Origin of the sequence: Solidesulfovibrio alcoholivorans DSM 5433, assembly GCF_000702665.1 — a bacterium.
In the GTDB taxonomy this organism is placed as follows: Bacteria; Desulfobacterota; Desulfovibrionia; order Desulfovibrionales; family Desulfovibrionaceae; genus Solidesulfovibrio; species Solidesulfovibrio alcoholivorans.
In genome coordinates, this window is record NZ_JNJA01000001.1 from 257,559 (window position 1) to 274,625 (window position 17,067).

General features: G+C 67.6%; 13 protein-coding genes, 2 tRNA genes and 1 riboswitch. Of the genes, 11 read left to right on the forward strand and 4 right to left on the reverse strand.

Annotated elements, in window-relative coordinates; translation table 11 throughout:
- Positions 1–61: 61 nt before the first annotated feature.
- Complete coding sequence (locus tag Q368_RS0101120; protein WP_029456895.1) at positions 62–1,054, reverse strand: DNA polymerase III subunit delta; 993 nt, start codon at positions 1,052–1,054, stop codon at positions 62–64.
- A 210-nt stretch (positions 1,055–1,264) separates the two neighbouring features.
- Between Q368_RS0101120 and Q368_RS0101125 the strand changes: the two genes are divergently transcribed.
- The 4 genes from Q368_RS0101125 to Q368_RS0101145 all read left to right on the forward strand — a co-directional run bounded on the left by Q368_RS0101125 (position 1,265) and on the right by Q368_RS0101145 (position 7,718).
- Positions 1,265–2,311: a glycosyltransferase gene (locus tag Q368_RS0101125; protein ID WP_052359954.1), complete on the forward strand. Its 1,047-nt coding sequence runs from the start codon at positions 1,265–1,267 to the stop codon at positions 2,309–2,311.
- A gap of 103 nt (positions 2,312–2,414) precedes the next feature.
- Positions 2,415–2,549: riboswitch (cyclic di-AMP (ydaO/yuaA leader) on the forward strand.
- Positions 2,550–2,790: 241 nt separating this feature from the next.
- The gene (locus tag Q368_RS0101135) at positions 2,791–4,809 is read left to right on the forward strand and encodes an APC family permease (protein ID WP_029456897.1); all 2,019 of its coding nucleotides are present in this window, start codon (positions 2,791–2,793) and stop codon (positions 4,807–4,809) included.
- Between the two features lie 226 nt (positions 4,810–5,035).
- Positions 5,036–5,827 carry a radical SAM protein gene (locus tag Q368_RS24285; RefSeq protein ID WP_245611256.1) on the forward strand — a complete coding sequence of 264 codons (792 nt, stop codon included), beginning with the start codon at positions 5,036–5,038 and terminating at the stop codon, positions 5,825–5,827.
- Positions 5,727–7,718 (forward strand): ribonucleoside triphosphate reductase, encoded by a 1,992-nt coding sequence (locus Q368_RS0101145; RefSeq protein WP_245611270.1) that lies wholly within the window; start codon positions 5,727–5,729, stop codon positions 7,716–7,718. Before Q368_RS24285 ends, Q368_RS0101145 begins: the two co-directional genes overlap by 101 nt.
- A gap of 170 nt (positions 7,719–7,888) precedes the next feature.
- On the opposite strand, the gene Q368_RS0101150 is transcribed toward Q368_RS0101145, so the two are convergent.
- A tRNA-Glu gene (locus Q368_RS0101150) sits at positions 7,889–7,964 on the reverse strand.
- Positions 7,965–7,973: 9 nt separating this feature from the next.
- Positions 7,974–8,049 (reverse strand) — tRNA-Lys (locus tag Q368_RS0101155).
- A gap of 121 nt (positions 8,050–8,170) precedes the next feature.
- On the opposite strand from Q368_RS0101155, the gene Q368_RS0101160 reads away from it, so the two are divergent.
- Together Q368_RS0101160 and Q368_RS0101165 are read left to right on the forward strand one after the other, a co-directional pair.
- Positions 8,171–9,124 carry a membrane protein gene (locus tag Q368_RS0101160; protein ID WP_029456900.1) on the forward strand — a complete coding sequence of 318 codons (954 nt, stop codon included), beginning with the start codon at positions 8,171–8,173 and terminating at the stop codon, positions 9,122–9,124.
- 326 nt (positions 9,125–9,450) lie between these two features.
- Positions 9,451–9,771 carry an RNA recognition motif domain-containing protein gene (locus Q368_RS0101165; RefSeq protein WP_029456901.1) on the forward strand — a complete coding sequence of 107 codons (321 nt, stop codon included), beginning with the start codon at positions 9,451–9,453 and terminating at the stop codon, positions 9,769–9,771.
- Between the two features lie 183 nt (positions 9,772–9,954).
- Here the strand turns inward: Q368_RS0101165 and Q368_RS0101170 are convergent, their stop codons facing one another.
- Positions 9,955–11,130 (reverse strand): DegT/DnrJ/EryC1/StrS family aminotransferase, encoded by a 1,176-nt coding sequence (locus Q368_RS0101170; protein ID WP_029456902.1) that lies wholly within the window; start codon positions 11,128–11,130, stop codon positions 9,955–9,957.
- 563 nt (positions 11,131–11,693) lie between these two features.
- On the opposite strand from Q368_RS0101170, the gene Q368_RS0101175 reads away from it, so the two are divergent.
- The 5 genes from Q368_RS0101175 (at position 11,694) to Q368_RS0101195 (ending at position 17,066) form a co-directional block, all read left to right on the forward strand.
- Positions 11,694–12,305: a hypothetical protein gene (locus Q368_RS0101175; protein ID WP_029456903.1), complete on the forward strand. Its 612-nt coding sequence runs from the start codon at positions 11,694–11,696 to the stop codon at positions 12,303–12,305.
- A 69-nt stretch (positions 12,306–12,374) separates the two neighbouring features.
- Entirely contained in the window at positions 12,375–13,913 is a 1,539-nt protein-coding gene (locus Q368_RS0101180; protein ID WP_052359955.1) for a B12-binding domain-containing radical SAM protein, read from the forward strand.
- Entirely contained in the window at positions 13,910–15,193 is a 1,284-nt protein-coding gene (locus Q368_RS0101185) for a B12-binding domain-containing radical SAM protein (protein WP_029456905.1), read from the forward strand. The genes Q368_RS0101180 and Q368_RS0101185 overlap by 4 nt, the downstream gene beginning before the upstream one ends.
- A gap of 2 nt (positions 15,194–15,195) precedes the next feature.
- Positions 15,196–16,143, forward strand: coding sequence for a lysophospholipid acyltransferase family protein (locus Q368_RS0101190; RefSeq protein WP_052359956.1), 948 nt, complete (start codon positions 15,196–15,198; stop codon positions 16,141–16,143).
- Between the two features lie 59 nt (positions 16,144–16,202).
- Complete coding sequence (locus Q368_RS0101195; RefSeq protein WP_029456907.1) at positions 16,203–17,066, forward strand: glycosyltransferase family 2 protein; 864 nt, start codon at positions 16,203–16,205, stop codon at positions 17,064–17,066.
- The last annotated feature ends 1 nt before the right edge of the window (position 17,067 follow it).

Sequence of the window (17,067 nt, forward strand, 5' to 3'; positions counted from 1 at the left end):
ACGGAAAAGGATGATGTTTTGCGGGAAAAAACGGTCCTCGCGGTCGCGAAATGTCGCGGACTCATGGCGAAGCGCGGCCCGCGGCCCGGGTTTGGCCGCCGAAAATGCGAAAAAGCTCGGCCGTCAGGTATTCCAGAGCCTGATCCGTCCGGCGGCTGCCGGATTTGATCCCGGCTTCGGCGGCAAACGCCGCCTCGAACAGCCGGGCCAGACCTGTTGCGCCCAGGCGGCGGGCCATGGCGCGCTTTTTTTGCAGGATCGACGGCGGCAGGCGGATGTCGCCGTCGTCCCCGGCGGCGATGCGCCACATGGTGCGGGCCTCGTAGAGCAAAAGCCCGATCAGGGGAAAGACCATCTCCTCACCGGCCAGTTGCTTGTCGAAGATGCCGCGCCAAACCGCGGCCGGGTCCCGGCCGCTGGCCACCGCGTCCAGGAAGGCGAAGCCGTCGAGCTCCTCGTGGCGGCCGAACTGCGCCGCGTCCGCGGCCGTGACCGTGGCCCGGTCGCCGAGCGAAAGTTCCAGCCGGGCCAATTCGTTGTCGGCCCGGGCGAGGTCGAGCGGCAAGGCCGCGGCCAGGCGTTCGGCCGCGCCGGGCTCGAACGCCAGGCCCCGGGCGGCGGCCCAGTCGGAAAGAAGCGGCCCCATGTCGCGCGGGGAAAGCCCGGGCGAGACAAAGAGCCAGTTCCGCTTCCCGGCCACCTTGAAATAGGGTTGCTCGGACAAGGCCTTGGGAATCTTCGGCCCCTTGCGGTCGAACGCCCCCTCCAGGCAGAAAAACGGCCACACCGCCGGGTTGAAGCCCCGCAGCGCCGGGGCCAGCTTGGGCCAGAGCTCCGCGGGGCAGGACTCGGCGCGGCGCAGCACCACGGCCTTGCCGGCGGCAAAAAGGCTGCCCACGGTCAGGGCGTTCCAAAACGGCGGTCCGAGCTCCTCGTCACCCCAGAACACGATTTTTTCAAAGGGCGCGCCGTTCTCGCCAAGCAGGCGGTCGATGCGCTCCCGGATGATTTCGGGGTCCGGGCAGGCCAAAAAGGTGAATCCGGGACGGTCCATGGGGCGAGAGTAGCCGAGGCCCGCACCGGGGGCAACGGCCCTGCGGCCCGGGTCCGGCCGCAGGGCCCGGACGCGGTGTCTAACCCGCCTTGCGCACACGACAAATCCGAGGACCTTTCGCCATGCGCCACAGCCGACTGGCCCCGTTCTTGCTTGGATGCTGCTGGCGGCAAAAGCTGCCGCGACCGCGACGCAAGGAGGCCGCGCGCCATGACCACCGCCCCCGCCGCCACCTACCGCCTGTCCATCAAGGAGACCCTGCGCTGCCACCTGATCAGCCGCGACCCGCTGATCGTCATTTCCTACGGCGCGCCGCTCGGCGCGCCCATGCAGCTCGGCCCCTTCCTGGCCGACCGCAAGGCCTATTTTCTCATGGGCAACTGGTGGTCCCTGCTCGACGAGCGCCTTTTGGCGCAGACGAAAGCGTTCTACGCCATGATGACGGCCACCTATCCGCTGCACCGCTACATCTTCCTGACCAACGCCCCCGAGGAGAATGCGGCGCTCCACCGGTACGGCCTGCCGCACTATTTCTGCCACCACAACGCCTTTCTCGACGAGCGCCTCTTCCATCCCGTCCCGGGCGTGGCCAAAACCATGGACGCCGTGTACACGGCGCGCCTCAGCCGCTTCAAACGCCACATCCTGGCCCGGCGCATCCCCTCCTGGGGCCTCGTCTACTACTTCTTGCCCGGCCCCAGGGAGCCGCAGGAAGCCTACCTGCGCTCGCTGACACGCGCCATGCCGGGCATGGTCCCGTGCAACCAGGACCGGCGCACCAGGCTCTACCGCTTCCTGCCGGCCAAGGAAATCAACCGGGTCTACAACGCGGCGCGTGTCGGCCTTTGCCTGTCGGAAGCCGAAGGCGGCAACTACGCGACCACGGAATACCTGCTCGCCGGCCTGCCCGTGGTCTCCACCCCGAGCGAGGGCGGACGCGACGTGTTCCTCGATCCGGACATCAGCCGCATCGTGCCGCCGAGCGCCGCTGCCGTGGCCGAGGCCGCGGCAGCCCTCATCGCCCGGAAAATCCCGCCCCGCGAGATCCGCCTGCGCGCGCTCGTGCGCATCCGGGAAATGCGCCAGGATTTCATCCGCCTCGTCGCGAGCATCCACGAACAGGAAGGCTGCGCCGACACCTTCGCCGACCGTTTCGACACGGTATTTACCCACAAGATGTTCACCGCGTACGGCTCGCCGGAAGACTTTCTGTCCCGACACGGCCTGTTGCCCGGCCGGAAGCGCAAAAGCGCCTGACCCAGCCGGCGTTCCCCGCGCATGCGCCGGTTCGGGAAATCCCCCGGAAAGTCCCTCCCAACCCCGCAAAATCCCATTGACGGCCGGAGCATCCGGCGTTACGCCGCGAAAAACGTCGAGTCCCGCCCGTGGCGGGAACGGGGGACCCACCTCCCGGGGCGCATCGCCAACATGGCGTAGGGCAACCTCTTCGGCCCGAGCCCGTCAGCTAACCTCGTAGACGTCGAAGTGGAAACCGCCGCTTTGCCGCAGGTTTCCCGCAACCGGTCGCCCGGAGGGATGCCATGTCCGGTCCGTTGTCGTGCGCGCTTGCGCCCGCGTTCCTTTTTTTCGCGCCATTCCCGCATTCCGCCGTCCCGCCGGGGCAACGGCCGCGCCGCGTCGCGCCGTAAGGCCCAGCACAGTTTTCACTGCGCCCGTCCCCTGCCCCGCGCCAGCGAGGGGGCTTGCCCCGTCGCCGGATATCGAAGGAATACGCCATGTCCCAGGAACAGCACCATTCCGTTGCGCACCGCCTGCGCCGCGCCGTCATCGGCGAGGGATTGAACCTCGCCGACCAGTCCATTTTCCACAAACTCTCGCTCATCGCCTTCTTCGCCTGGGTCGGCCTCGGCGCGGACGGCCTGTCCTCGTCGTGCTACGGCCCGGCCGAAGCCTATCTGGCGCTCGGCAAGCACACCTTCCTGGCCGTGTTCGTGGCGTTCGGCACGGCCGCGACCATTTTCATCATCAGCGCCGCCTATTCCCAGATCATCGAACTCTTCCCCACCGGCGGCGGCGGCTACGTGGTGGCCTCGAAGCTCCTTTCGCCCAAGGTCGGCATGGTTTCGGGCTGCGCGCTTTTGATCGACTACGCCCTGACCATCACGCTTTCCGTGGCCAGCGGCGCGGACGCCGTGTTCAGCTTCCTGCCCGAGGCCTGGCTGCCCTACCGGCTCCCCGCAGCCATCGCCGGGGTACTCGCGCTCATCGTGCTCAACCTGCGCGGGGTCAAGGAATCGGTCATGGCCCTCGTGCCGGTCTTCATGACCTTCGTCGTCACCCACGCCGTGGTCATCGGCTACGGCGTGTTCGCCCACGTTTCGGACATGCCGGCGCTCGTCGCACGCATGGGCCAGGACGTGTCCGCCGCCCACGGCGAACTGGGCATGCTCGGCATGTTCCTGCTCGTGCTGCATGCCTACAGCATGGGCGCGGGCACCTATACCGGCATCGAGGCCGTGTCCAACGGCCTGCCCATCCTGCGCGAGCCGCGCGAGAAAACCGGCAAGCGCACCATGCTCTACATGGCCCTGTCCCTGTCCGTGACCGTGGTCGGGCTCATCGTGTGCTACCTGCTCTTTTCCGTCCGACCCCAGGACGGCAAGACGCTCAACGCCGTGCTGTTTTCCGCCGTCACCGACGGCTGGGGCCAGGGCCTCGGCGGCGGCTTCGTGCTGGTCACCCTCGTTTCCGAGGCGCTGCTCCTTTTCGTCGCGGCGCAAGCCGGCTTCGTGGACGGGCCGCGCGTGCTGTCCAACATGGCCATCGACCGCTGGCTGCCGGCCCGCTTCGCCCTGCTCTCCGACCGCCTCGTCACGCAAAACGGCATCCTGCTCATGGGCGCGGCCGCGCTCGTGCTCATGCTCGCCTCCCACGGCTCGGTGGACCTGCTCATCGTGCTCTACAGCATCAACGTCTTCATCACCTTCGTGCTGTCCCAACTCGGCATGGTGCGCCACTGGTGGCAGGTACGCGGCCAGCGGGTCCCCTGGAAAAAGGGCCTGTGCTTAAACGGCCTGGGGCTCGTGCTCACCGCCTTCATCCTGGTCATGGTCACCTGCGTGAAGTTCTTCGAGGGCGGCTGGGCCACCCTGGCCGTGACCGGGGCCCTGGCCGCGGCCGCCCTGGCGATAAAGCGCCACTACGACGCCGTGGGCGCGCGGATCAAGAAGCTCGACGTGCTGCGCGCCGTGGTCGATCCGCAAAACCCCTACACCCCGCGCATCCCGGGAAACGCCGCGCCTGACGCCGAACCGGACCATACGGCCCCCACGGCGATCATCTTCGTCAACGGCTTCAACGGGCTCGGCATCCACACCCTGCTCTCCGTGGTGCGGCTTTTCGGCAAGGACATCAAAAACTACGTGTTCGTGCAGATCGGCGTGGTGGACGCGGCGGTCTTTCGCGGCGCGGCCGAACTGGCGCGGCTCAAGGCCGGCATGGAGCGCGACCTCGCCACCTATGTGGAGCTCATGCGCGACCACGGCTACCACGCCGAGGCGCACTGGGCCGTGGGCACGGACATCGTGCACGAACTGACCGAACTGGCCCCGCCCCTGCGCGAGCGCTTTCCCAAGGCCATCTTCTTCGGCGGCCAGCTCGTGTTCGAAAAAGAGACGTTCGTCACGCGGCTTTTGCACAACTACGTGGTCTTCACCCTCCAGCGCCAGCTCTACCGCATGGGCCTGCCTTTCGTGATCATGCCCGTACGCCTGGACAAGCCGGGCTGGGACTGAGCGCCCGCGCGGCGATTGCCAAAAGCGTCAAAAAGAAAAGCCCGGCATGGCGCGGCGTTGCCGCGACCGCGCCCTGCCGGCGACAATCCGGCCCTTGCAATCGACGCGGGCGGGCGTATGAAGGTAGCGTCTTTCGGGGGGGACTCGAGGGGGCTTTCCTCCCGCGCCGCACAGGGAGCGGCCGGGCCGGTTTTCACACTGTATCCATTCCGCATTACTGGAAAAAATGACGCTTTCTCCAGCCTGGGAGCTCGTGCGCGGCATCGAGCCCATGTCCTTTTGCGATTGGCCCGGCAGACTTTGCGCCGTGCTTTTTTTCGGCGGCTGCAACCTGCGCTGCCCGTCTTGCCACAACGCGTCCCTGGCCTTTGCCAAGGGCACGCCCCTGCCCGCGGCCTCGGTGCGCGCCTTTGCCGCGTCCCACGCCAAATGGCTGGACGGCTTCGTCGTCACCGGCGGCGAGCCGACCCTGACACCGGGGCTCGCGGCCTTCGTCGCCGAGCTCGCGTCGCTTGGCCCCGACGTCAAGATCGATTCCAACGGCATGCGCCCGGATGTCCTGGAAATGGTGCTCGATCGCCATCCCGGGGCCTGCTTTTCCGTGGACGTCAAAGCGCCGTTTGCCAAATACGGCCTGGTCACGGGCGGGGCCGTGACCCCGGCCGAGGCCGCCGCGCGCCTCGGCGAGGTCTTCGCCCTGGCCGCGCGCCATCCCGGCCGCTTCGCCTTTCGCACGACACTCGTGCCGGAACTGTCGCCAACCGACGTCAGGGAGATCAGGGAGGCCCTGCCGCCGGGACATACGCTTGCCGAGCAGCCGTTTCGCAAGCCAACACCGAGCAAGGGGGAGGAAGGGAGCCATGCCGATACAGATCCGGAAACGCGACGGGTGCCTGGAAACCTGGTCCACCCAACGCATCGCCCAGGCGATCCTCAAGGCCCTCAAGGCCAGCGGCATCCAGGACCCGCTGCTCTCCACGCGCCTGGCGCACAAGGTCGAAGCCAAGCTTGTCGATAACGACGTCCCCGAACAGGAGGCCGTCCAGGACGCCGTGGAGCAGGTGCTCATGGAGTCGCGGCTTTTCGCCGTGGCCAGGCGCTACATCGTCTACCGCGAAAAGCGCCGCGAACTGCGCGAGCAGAAAGCCGCCTACCTCGACATCGCCGACGTCATCGACAACTACATCGCCAAGACCGACTGGCGCGTGGCGGAAAACGCCAACATGACCCACTCGTTCCAGGGGCTCATGCTGCACCTCTCCGGCACGGTGCAAGCCCGCTACGCGCTCGGCAAATATCCCCAGGAAGCGCGCGAGGCCCACGACCACGGCTACTTCCACATCCACGACCTTTCCTTCGGCCTCGCCGGCTACTGCGCCGGCTGGAGCCTGCGCGACCTGCTGCTCGAAGGCTTCAACCTGCCCGGGCGCTCCTGCGCCGGCCCGGCCAAGCACTTCGACGCCGTGCTCGGCCAGATGGTCAACTTCCTCGGCACGCTGCAAAACGAATGGGCCGGGGCCCAGGCCTTCAACAACGTGGACACCTACCTCGCCCCCTTCGTGCGCGAGGACGGGCTATCCTACCGCGAAGTCAAGCAGGCCATGCAGAAGTTCGTCTTCAACCTCAACACGACCTCGCGCTGGGGCGGGCAGAGCCCTTTTACCAACCTCACCTTCGACCTCGCCCCGCCCAAGCACCTGGCCAGGGAAGGCGTGATCGTGGGCGGCGTCATGCGCGACGCCGCGTACGGCGAGTTCGGCGAGGAAATGGCCATGATCAACAAGGCCTTCCTCGAAGTCATGGGCGAGGGCGACTACCACGGCCGCATCTTTTCCTTCCCCATCCCCACCTACAACATCACGGCCGACTTCCCCTGGGATTCCGACATCGGCACGCTGCTTTTGGAACTGACGGCCAAGTACGGCGCGCCCTACTTCCAGAACTTCATCAATTCCGACCTCTCGCCCGAGGACGTGCGCTCCATGTGCTGCCGGCTGCAGATGGACCTGCGCGAACTGCGCAACAAGGTGGGCGGACTTTTCGGCGCGGGCGACCTCACGGGCTCCGTCGGCGTGGTGACGCTCAACCTGCCCAAGCTCGCCTACCTCGCCCAGGGCGAGGAGGATTTCCTGGACCTCGTGGCGGAATACGCCGAGCTGGCCCGGGACGCCCTGGAATTCAAGCGCAAGATGATCAGCGACAACCTGGAGCGCGGGCTTTTCCCCTGGACCAGGCGCTACCTCAAAAACGGTTTCAAAGGCCATTTTTCGACCATCGGCCTGGTCGGCGGCCACGAGGCCTGCATGAACCTTCTCGGCAAGGGCATCGAGACCGAGGCGGGCTTGCGGCTCATGACCCGGGCGCTCAACCACCTGCGCGCGCTCACGTCCCGCTTCCAGGAGGAAACCGGCAACCTCTACAACCTGGAGGCCACGCCGGCCGAGGGCACGAGCTACCGCCTGGCGAAAATCGACAAGGCGCTCTACGCCGACATCCGGGCTTCGGGCAACGGCACGCCCTACTACACCAATTCGACCACGCTGCCCGTGGGGCTCTCGCGCGACGTCTTCTACGCCCTGGAGCACCAGAACAAGCTCCAGCCGCTCTACACCGGCGGCACGGTCTTCCACACCTACTTAGGCGAAGCCGTGGCCGACACCGAGGCGCTCAAGTCGTTCATCGTCAAGGCCTTCACCATGACGAAGATTCCCTATCTCTCGATCACGCCCACGTTTTCCGTGTGCAAGACCCACGGCTACATCAAGGGCGAACACCACGAATGCCCCGAGTGCGGCGCGCCCTCGGAGGTGTTCACGCGCATCGTCGGCTACTACCGGCCGGTCTCTTTGTGGAACAAGGGCAAGCAGGCGGAATACGCCGAGCGCCTGACCTACGGCGAGATCTGCTGACGCCGCGCGCCCCGGGGGAAAGGCGTCTTTCCCCCGGGGCGACTCCAGGCACCTCCCGCATCCGCAGGAGCGCGCCGCAGGCACCGGGAGGGCTGGAAAGCGGCAAAAGAAGACGAAAAAGGTGAGCGGCAAGTTCCTGCTGTCGCAGGTTCTTGCCGCTCTTGAAATCTTGGCGTCCCCAAGGGGATTTGAACCCCTGTTAGCGGCGTGAGAGGCCGCCGTCCTAGGCCACTAGACGATGGGGACGGACGCTGCTGGTGGGCCGTGCTGGGCTCGAACCAGCGACTCTCTGCTTAAAAGGCAGATACTCTACCGTCTGAGTTAACGGCCCACACGGGAAAGAAGTCATTATGCGTTTGCGGGCCGCCTGTCAACTTGTTTCCAAAAAATTGCAAAAATCCAGCTCCGGCAGGCTTCCCAAACCCGGGTCGCCTGACTATAGCTGCGCCACCATGGACATCGCGCACACGTGGCACTCCCTGCTCTGGCCCCTGCTGCGGCTCCTCGGCTCCCTCGCCGTCGGCCTGCTCGTGGCCAACTGCATCGAAGCCCTCAACTGGACCCGGTTCCTCGCGCGCCTCGCCGCGCCCATCATCCGCATCGGCCACCTCAAGGACGTGGTCGGTGCGAGCTTCTCCATGGCCTTTTTCTCCGGGCTTGCCGCCAACTCCCTGCTCGCCGAGGCCTACGCCGCCGGCAAGCTCGACGACAGGGAACTCGTCCTGGCCAACCTCTTCAACAGCCTGCCCACCTATTTCCTGCACCTGCCCCAGATGTTCTTCATCACCGTGCCCTTCCTCGGCACGCGGCCTTCGCTTATCTACGTCGGCCTCACCCTGCTCGCCGCCCTGCTGCGCACCGCCGCCATCCTGGTCTACGGCCGCCTGCTCCTGCCGCCCCTGGACGAGGGCTGCGTCGTCTGCCACCTCAAGGACGGCGAGTTTTCCTGGAAGAAAGCCCTGGCCAAGGCCTGGAAACGCTTCACGCGGCGCATCCGCACCATGGTCCTTTTCACCGTGCCCATCTACGTCGGCATCCATTATCTCACCGTGTACGGCGCGTTTAACGCCATGGAGAAGTGGCTTTCGCAGCACCTCTCCTTCCTCTCGTTCATGACCCCGCAGGCCGTGAGCATCGTCATGTTCCAGGTGGTGGCGGAATTCACCGCCGGTCTGGCCGCGGCCGGGGCCATGCTCGGCGCGGGCGACCTGAGCGCCAGGCAGGTGGTGCTGGCGCTCCTTATCGGCAACATCCTGTCCACGCCCATGCGGGCCTTCCGCCACCAGTTCCCCTATTACGCCGGCATCTTCTCGCCTAAAAACGCCGTGCGCCTGATCGTGCACAACCAGGCCCTGCGCGCGGCGAGCGTCGCCCTGGTCGCGCTGGCCTACGGCCTGCTGACCTAGCGCCCGCATCCTTTAACAATACATCGACATCTTGCGGACAGGACATGTCTTCCCCCGCACGCCCCCGCAGCGGATCGCCGTCCGGAAGACATTGCGGAAGCCTTCCCGGACCTGCGGCGCGCGAAGACGGTTTCTGCGGTCGGGCACTTGCGGCACGCGCAAAAAAATCCTCTGCCGCCGGGCACATATTTGTTGTGTTTGTATCCGGTCCGTGTACAATGAGGTATTATCTGCAACGCGCATGCCTTCTTTCGCTGCTTGGACCTGATGGAAGTCGATCCCCCAACCGCCGAAACAGATCATGCCAAAGACCGGAGCTAGAGTACATGTCGAAGAAACTTTACGTTGGTAACCTGTCCTTCTCCTCCACGGAAGACGACGTCCGCGACCACTTCGCCCCCTACGGCGAAGTGCTCAGCGTCAACCTCATCACCGACCGGGAAACCGGCCGTCTGCGCGGCTTCGGCTTCGTGGAGATGGATGACGAAGGCGCCAACGCCGCCATCCAGGCTCTGGACGGCAAGGAACTGGGCGGCCGCACCCTGAAAGTCAACGAGGCCCAGGAAAAGCCCCGCTCCGGCGGCGGCGGTGGTGGCGGTCGTCGCGGTGGCGGCGGCGGTTACGGCGGAGGCGGCGGCCGCTGGTAGGCCCCTGCCGACGCCCCCGGGCCGGTTCTGGCGAGCCCCGGGCATGCGCGTCTTCGGGATGCCGCTAGAGGCCCCACGCCGTTAACGGACTGTTAAGGCCGGAACATCCGTCCCGGCCGATCACGGACAAGCCCCCTCCTTCGGGAGGGGGCTTGTGTTTTTTTTGGAGGATCCCGGTCGGGCCTAGCCTTGCAGGGCCTTGCCGACGGCGCCGATGACCACGTCCTGGACATCGGCCGCCAGGTAGGGATGCATGGGCAGGCTCAGCACCCTGGCGCTGGCGGCGAGGCTTTCCGGGAAGTCCTCGGGCGCATGCCCGAGGCCGGCGAACGCAGTCTGGGTGTGCAGGGGCTTGGGGTAGTAGACCATGCTCGGCACGCCGGCCTCGCGCAAGGCCGCGGCCACGGCGTCGCGGTCATGGCCGGCCAGGGACAGCGTGTACTGCGCCCAGGCGCAGCGACAGCCTTCCGGCACAACGGGCAGGGTCACGCCCGGCAGACCGGCAAGGCCCGCGCCGTAACGCGCGGCCACGGCGTCCCGGGCGTCGAGCTCGCCGGGGAAGGCCGGCAGCTTGGCCAGCAGCACTGCCGCCTGCAACGTGTCCAGGCGGCAGTTGAGGCCCACGCGGACGTTGTCGTACTTGTGCCCGCCCTTGCCGTGTACGCGGATGGAACGCAGCACGTCGGCCAGGGCGTCGTCGTCGGTGAACACCGCGCCCCCGTCGCCGAAGCACCCGAGCGGCTTGGCCGGAAAAAAGCTCGTGGCCCCGGCCGCGCCCAGCGCGCCCGCCTTCTTGCCCTTGTAGACCCCGCCGAAGCCCTGCGCCGCGTCCTCAAGCACGAGCAGCCCGTGTTCCCGGGCCACAGCCCCGAGCGCGTCGTAGTCCGCGGGCAGGCCGAACAGGTCCACCGGAATGACGGCCTTGGGCTTGAGCTTGTGGGTCATGGCCGTCATGGGCAGGGGATGGAGCGTGGGGTCCTGCGCCGCAACCGCGGCCACGGCCAGTTCCAGCCGGGCGGGGTCGATGTTGTAGGTGCGCGGGTCGATGTCCACGAAGACCGGGGTCGCGCCGAGCAGGGCGATGACTTCGGCCGTGGCGATGAAGGTAAAGGGCGTGGTGAAGACCGCGTCGCCGGGGCCGATGCCCCAGGCAAGCAGGGGCATGAGCAGGGCGTCGGTGCCCGAGGCGCAGGTCACGGCATGGCGCGCGCCGGCAAAGGCGGCCAGGTCCGTTTCCAGTTCGGCCACTTCCGGGCCCATGATGAATTTGCCGTGGGCAAGCACGGCGTCCATGCGGCGGCGGATCTCGGGTTCGAGAACGGCGAGCTGGGCCTTGAGGTCAATAAACGGAATGGGCATGGGTGTTGTCCCTGGGCGCGCTTTGTTACGGCGCGGCAGTGTGTTGGCGTGGTCGGGCCGCGGGGGTGCGGCGGTTCCTGGGGTTCGGAATCAGGCCCTGTCGGGGCGGCAACGGGAGGGTTCCGGCGAGGGGAAAAACGCCGGCAGGCAAGGATGCCGGGGTGGCCGGCAGCGCGCCTGAGGCCGGAGCCGGAGGCGCGGAAATGCGCGAAGCACTGTCCATGCGTATCCAAAACGATCACGTTTCGCGCGAAGCGATGGCGTTTTTTTCCTGCGATCCCTGCCTCGTGTCAAGGGCTGCCTGCGACCGAGCGGCGGCGCGAAGGCCCGTGGCCCCTGGCGCGCAGCGCTTGGCCTGCGGGCGGCGCGCAAGGATTTCCGGGTTGTTTCGGGCGCGTCCCTGGGGCACCTTGCCAGAAGACGGACACGACCTCTTGCCCTGGGCGTTTCCTGCAAGATATCGGCCTGCGGCGGTAAACGGACAAATGTTTCGCCTGGCCGGCCCCGGAGTGCTATAAAGAACGACAGCGGCCGGCCCGCGCCGCGAGGAGAGGAGGAAGACCGTGCCAGAAATCACGCTGGAATCCCGCATGGATCTCTTGAGCGAATGCGTCAACATCGGCCTTGGCCGCGCCGCCGAGGCGCTCAACCGCATGTGCGCCACCCATGTGGCCCTTTCCGCCCCGGAAATCCGTATCCTGAGCCGCCCGAGCCTCACCGAGGCCACCATGGGGCGCTGCCCTTCCATCTGCGAAGGCGTGTTCCTGCCGTTTACCGGGGTCATGAGCGGCATGACCGCCCTGGCCTTCGCCCACGGCGACGCGAACAGCCTCGTCTCCGGCCTCACCGAGGCCATGGGCATGCCCGAGGCCTCGGACCAGATGCGCGAGGACACCCTGCGCGAAGTCGGCAACGTGGTCCTGGTCGGCGTGCTCGGGGCCATGGGCACCATGCTCGGCCTGCACGTGGACTACCAGCCCCTGTCCACGGCCAAGAACCTGGGGCCGCTTTTGGCCGTGGCCGACGCCCTGTGCTCGGTCACGCTTTACGTGCGCGCCAATTTCACCCTGGCCCGCTACATGGCCACGGGCGACATCCTGGTCGTGCTGGCCCAGAATGGCTTCGACGCCCTGACCAAGGCCCTGGACGCCAAGATACTGGAGAACCTCGCCTAGGCGGCATACGCCCCTTGTCGTGGGACGCCGCCTTGACAAGGCGGGCGCGCCCCCGGCATCCTTCCGAAAATGGAGCCACAGGCCACCCCGTCCCGGACGGCCCCGCGCGTCGTCCTCATCTCGCCCTATCCCGACATCACTTGCTTCGGCGTGCGGGCCATCTCCGCGTACCTGCGCGCCGCGGGCGTGCCCACGCGCCTGGTCTTCCTGCCCGATCCCCTGGGCGACGCCCTGACCGACCAGCCCGAGCGCTACCCGCCGGGCGTGCTCGAGGCGCTCGTTCCCCTGTGCGCCGACGCCGCCGTCGTCGGCGTGTCGCTCATGACCAACTACGCCGACAACGCCGCCCAGATCACGCGGGCGCTTCGGGGCAGGATCGCCGCGCCCGTGCTCTGGGGCGGCGTGCACCCGACCATCCGGCCCGAGGAGTGCCTGGAGGTCGCGGACATGGCCTGCGTGGGCGACGGCGAGGAAGCCATCCTGGACGTGGTCCGCGCCCTTGCCGCGGGACTGCCGGTCACGGACATCCCCAACATCTGGGCACGCCGGCCGGACGGAAGCCTCGCGCAAAACGCCGTGCGCCCCCTAAGCGCGGACCTCGACGCCCTGCCGCCGCCGGACTGGTCCCACGAGGAACACTATATCTGGGAGGGGGGCGACGCCCTTATCCCCCTCACCCCGGACGTGACCGAAAGGCACCTGGCCCAGGGCACGGTCTCGCGCCTGCTCGGCCGGGTGGGCTACCAGACCATGACCGGGCGCGGCTGCCCGCACCGCTGCGCCTACTGCGTCAACGACGCGATCAAGTCGCTCTACGGCGCCAAGGGCTACCTGCGCTGGAGAAGCGTGGCCCACGTCATGACCGAGCTGGAGACCGCCCGGGCGGTCATGCCGTTCATCGGCTACGTCTGGATTTCCGACGACGCCTTTTTCGCCAGGCCCCTCGAGAACATCCGGGAGTTCTGCCGCGAGTACAAGGCGCGCATCGGGCTGCCGTTCACGTGCCTCGGCAGCCCGGCCACCATCAGCCGCGAGAAGATGGACGCCCTGGTCGACGCCGGCATGGTCTACATGCAGATGGGCGTGCAGACGGGCTCGCCGCGCATCCAGGCGCTTTTCAACCGCCAGGCCATGGGCAACGACAAGATGCTCGCGGCCATGGCCGTCATCAACGCCTCCAAGGACCGGATGCTGCCGCCAAGCTACGACTTCATCCTGGACACGCCCTACGAGACCCTGGAAGACCGGCTCGAGTCCGTGCGCTTTGTCGCGAGAATCCCCAAGCCCTTCCGGCTCCAGCCCTTTTCCCTGGTGCTCTACCCGGGTACCAGGCTCGCGGCCATGGCCGCCGCGGACGGACTGCTGACCGACGAACGCCGCGACGTCTACACCAAAAGCTACACCATGCGCCGGCCGGACTACGTCAATTTCCTCATCCTGCTGGCCAAGGGCGGCCGCTTCCCGTCGCGGCTGCTGGCCCTTTGCGCGGCAACGCCCGTGGCCAGGGCCCTGAGCGCCCCCATGCTCGCGCCGCTGTGGCGGCTGGCCTTCGCCGTAGCCGGTCCGGCCAAGCGGCTGCTCAAAAGGCTTTTGGGGCGCGGCGCATGAAAATCCTGCTCGTGCAGTCCTGGCTCGGCGGCGACGGCCCGCCGGTCTATCCCGTGGGCCTGGCCTGCCTGGCCGCCGCATTGGCCCCCGGCCACGAGGTCGCCTGCTGCGACCCCAACGTCGCCCCCGATCCCCTCGGGGCGCTTGCGCAAAAACTCCGGGAATTCGCCCCGGACCTGGTCGGCGTGTCGCTGCGCAACATCGACTCCACCAACACGCGCGTGAGCACATCCTACCTGCCGCCGTTTGCGCAGGTGCTGAACACGGTGCGCGCGGGCTTTGCCGGCCCCCTCGTCGTCGGCGGCTCGGGCTTTTCCATGTTCGCGCAGGCGCTCATGGCGCGCTACCCCGCCATCGACTACGGCGTGTACCTGGAAGGGGAAGGAACGTTCGCCGCCCTGGCCGACGCCCTGGCGGGCGAAGGCGACGTCGCGGCCGTGCCCTCGGTCTACCGCCGCGAAAACGGCCAGGCGGTCTTTTCCGGGCCGTCGGCCAAGGCGGATTTTAAGGACCTGCCCGCCCCGGACTTCACTGTGCTGCCCCTTGCCCCGTACACGGCAGTGCCCTGGGGCATCGGCGTCGAGACCAAGCGGGGCTGCGCCTTTTCCTGCCTCTACTGCCCCTACGGCTTCCTCAACGGCCGCACCTATCGCCGCAAGGACCCCGAGCGCGTGGCCGGGGAGCTGGCGGCGCTCAAAACACAGGGACTTAGCCGCTTCACCTTTCTCGATTCGGTCTTCAACGCCCCGGCCGACCACGCCGCCGCGGTCATGGAGGCCATGGTCCGACGCGATTTGCGACTTTCCTGGTCGGCCTGGTTCACAGAACGGGGGCTTACGCGCGATTTCCTGGAACTTGCCCGCCGCGCCGGCTGCGACACCGTGATTTTCTCCCCGGACGCCTACGGCGACGCGGCCCTGCGCGCATTGGACAAGGCCGTGACCCGGGCCGAGATCGACGCCGCATACGCGCTCGTGCGCGACATGGGCTGTTTCGACGTGAGCTACAATTTCTTCAAGAATCCGCCCGGCCAGACCCTGCGCGACGCCCTGGCCCTGCTCGGCTTCATCGTCCGGGCCAGGCGGCAGCTGGGCAGGCGGGCGCATTTCGAACTGAGCAGCCTGCGTGTGGAGCCCCACACCGCCCTGGCCGCGCGCGCCGCGGCCGAAGGGATCGTCGCGCCCGGGGCCGACCTGCTGGAACCGGTGCGCTACACCCAGGGCAGGACGACGTACATCGAGACATTCTTCGACATGCTGCTCAAAGCCAGGGGCCGCTAGGCGTGCGCGTTTCCGAAAGCCCGGCGCGCGATGCGCTGCGTCTCGTGGTCTGGTACCCGTTGCGCTTTCTCGTGGAACGGCTGCCGCCGCGCCTGGGGTTTGCCGTATTGCGCCTGCTCGGCCGGCTGCACGCCGCCGCGTCCCGGGGCCGGCGCGGCCGGGCGCTGGCCGCCGTTTCCCGCCTGCGCCCGGACCTGCCCGGACCGACGCGCCGCAAGCAGGCCCTGGCCGCCTTCGAGACCCATTACGCCAACCAGCTTTCGATCTTCGTCTTTCCCCGGATCACGCCGGACAATTTCGCGCAGGTTCTCGAAATAAAGGGCCGCGAGCACCTGGACGCGGCCCTTGCCGCCGGGCGGGGCGCGGTGCTGCCCATCGGGCATTTCGGCCCGACGCAACTGCCGCTGACCGTCCTCGGGCTTCTGGGCTATCCCATGCTGCAAATCGGCTTTCTAAACGCGGCGGGGCTGTCGTTTATCGGCCGCCACGTGGCCGTGCGCCTGCGCCGGCGCTACGAGGGACGCATCCCGGCCCGTATCGTGCCGCCCGGGCCGGGCACGCGTCAGGCGCTTGCCCATTTGCGCGCCGGGGGCGTGGTCATGACCACCCTGGACGACGCCCCGGGGCAGCCGCCGTTCGGCCGCCATGCGATCTTCGCCTTTCCCGGCGGGGCGCTCTGTGCGCCCCTGGGGCCGGCCCGGCTGGCCCTTTCCAGCGGCGCCGCCCTGTGTCCGGCGTTCCTGGTCCCGGGCAAGACAGCGCCCTACCGCCTGCGCCTGGAAGCGCCCCTTTTCCCGCCGCCCGGCGCGGACAAGGACGCCGCCGCCATGGCCCTTTCCACGGAGCTCCTGACCCGCTACGCCGCCGTGGTGCGCGACGATCCGGGCTGGTGGCATCTGCTCGAGGCCCACGGCGCTCCCAACGCCCCCAACGTCTCCAACGTCCCTTGATGCCTGCCGCCGTCATGAGGCATAACCCGCCTCGCACGCGACCGCACAAGGAGCTCCCCATGGACACCCCCGGCCAGCCCGTCCTGTCCGTCGTCATCCCGGCCCACAACGAGGAAGGCAACATCGCCGCCACAGTCGAGGCGCTCGTATGCGTGTTACGGCGCGAAGCCATCCCCTACGAGCTGGTGCTCGTGGACGACAACAGCGGCGACGGCACGGGCGCGGTCCTCGACGCCCTGGCCGCAAAGGACTCCGGCATCACGGTCGTGCGCCGCATGCCGCCGCGCGGCTTCGGCCGGGCCATCCGGGCGGGACTCGAGCAGGCACGCGGCGACGTCATCGTCATCTGCATGGCCGACCGCTCCGACGATCCCGAGGACGTGGTCGCCTACTATCGCAAAATCGGCCAGGGCTACGACTGCGTCTACGGCTCGCGCTTCATCAGGGGTTCGCGCTGCCTCAATTATCCCCGCGTCAAGCGCTTCGCCAACCGCCTCGTCAACCACATGCTCCAGCTGCTCTTCTGGACGCGCTTCAACGACCTCACCAATTCCTTCAAGGCCTACCGTGCCGAGGTCATCCGCGACATCTGGCCGCTTATGGCCTGCCACTTCAACATCACCATCGAACTGTCGCTCAACGCGCTGATCCGCGGCTACCACATCGCCCAGATCCCCATCTCCTGGCAGGGCCGCACCTGGGGCAGCTCCAACCTGCACCTGAGCGAAATGGGCCGGCGCTACCTGAGCACCATGCTGCGCGCCTGGTTCGAAAAAAACCTGATCCTCGATGACCTGCTGGAGGAATCCGCCGCCTGCCGGGTCCGCACGGCCGCCATGCGCACGTCCCTGGAAACGCGCGTCGCCGACGTGGAGCGCCGCCTCGCCGCCCTGGAATCGGCCAAGAACGACAAGGCGCAATAGG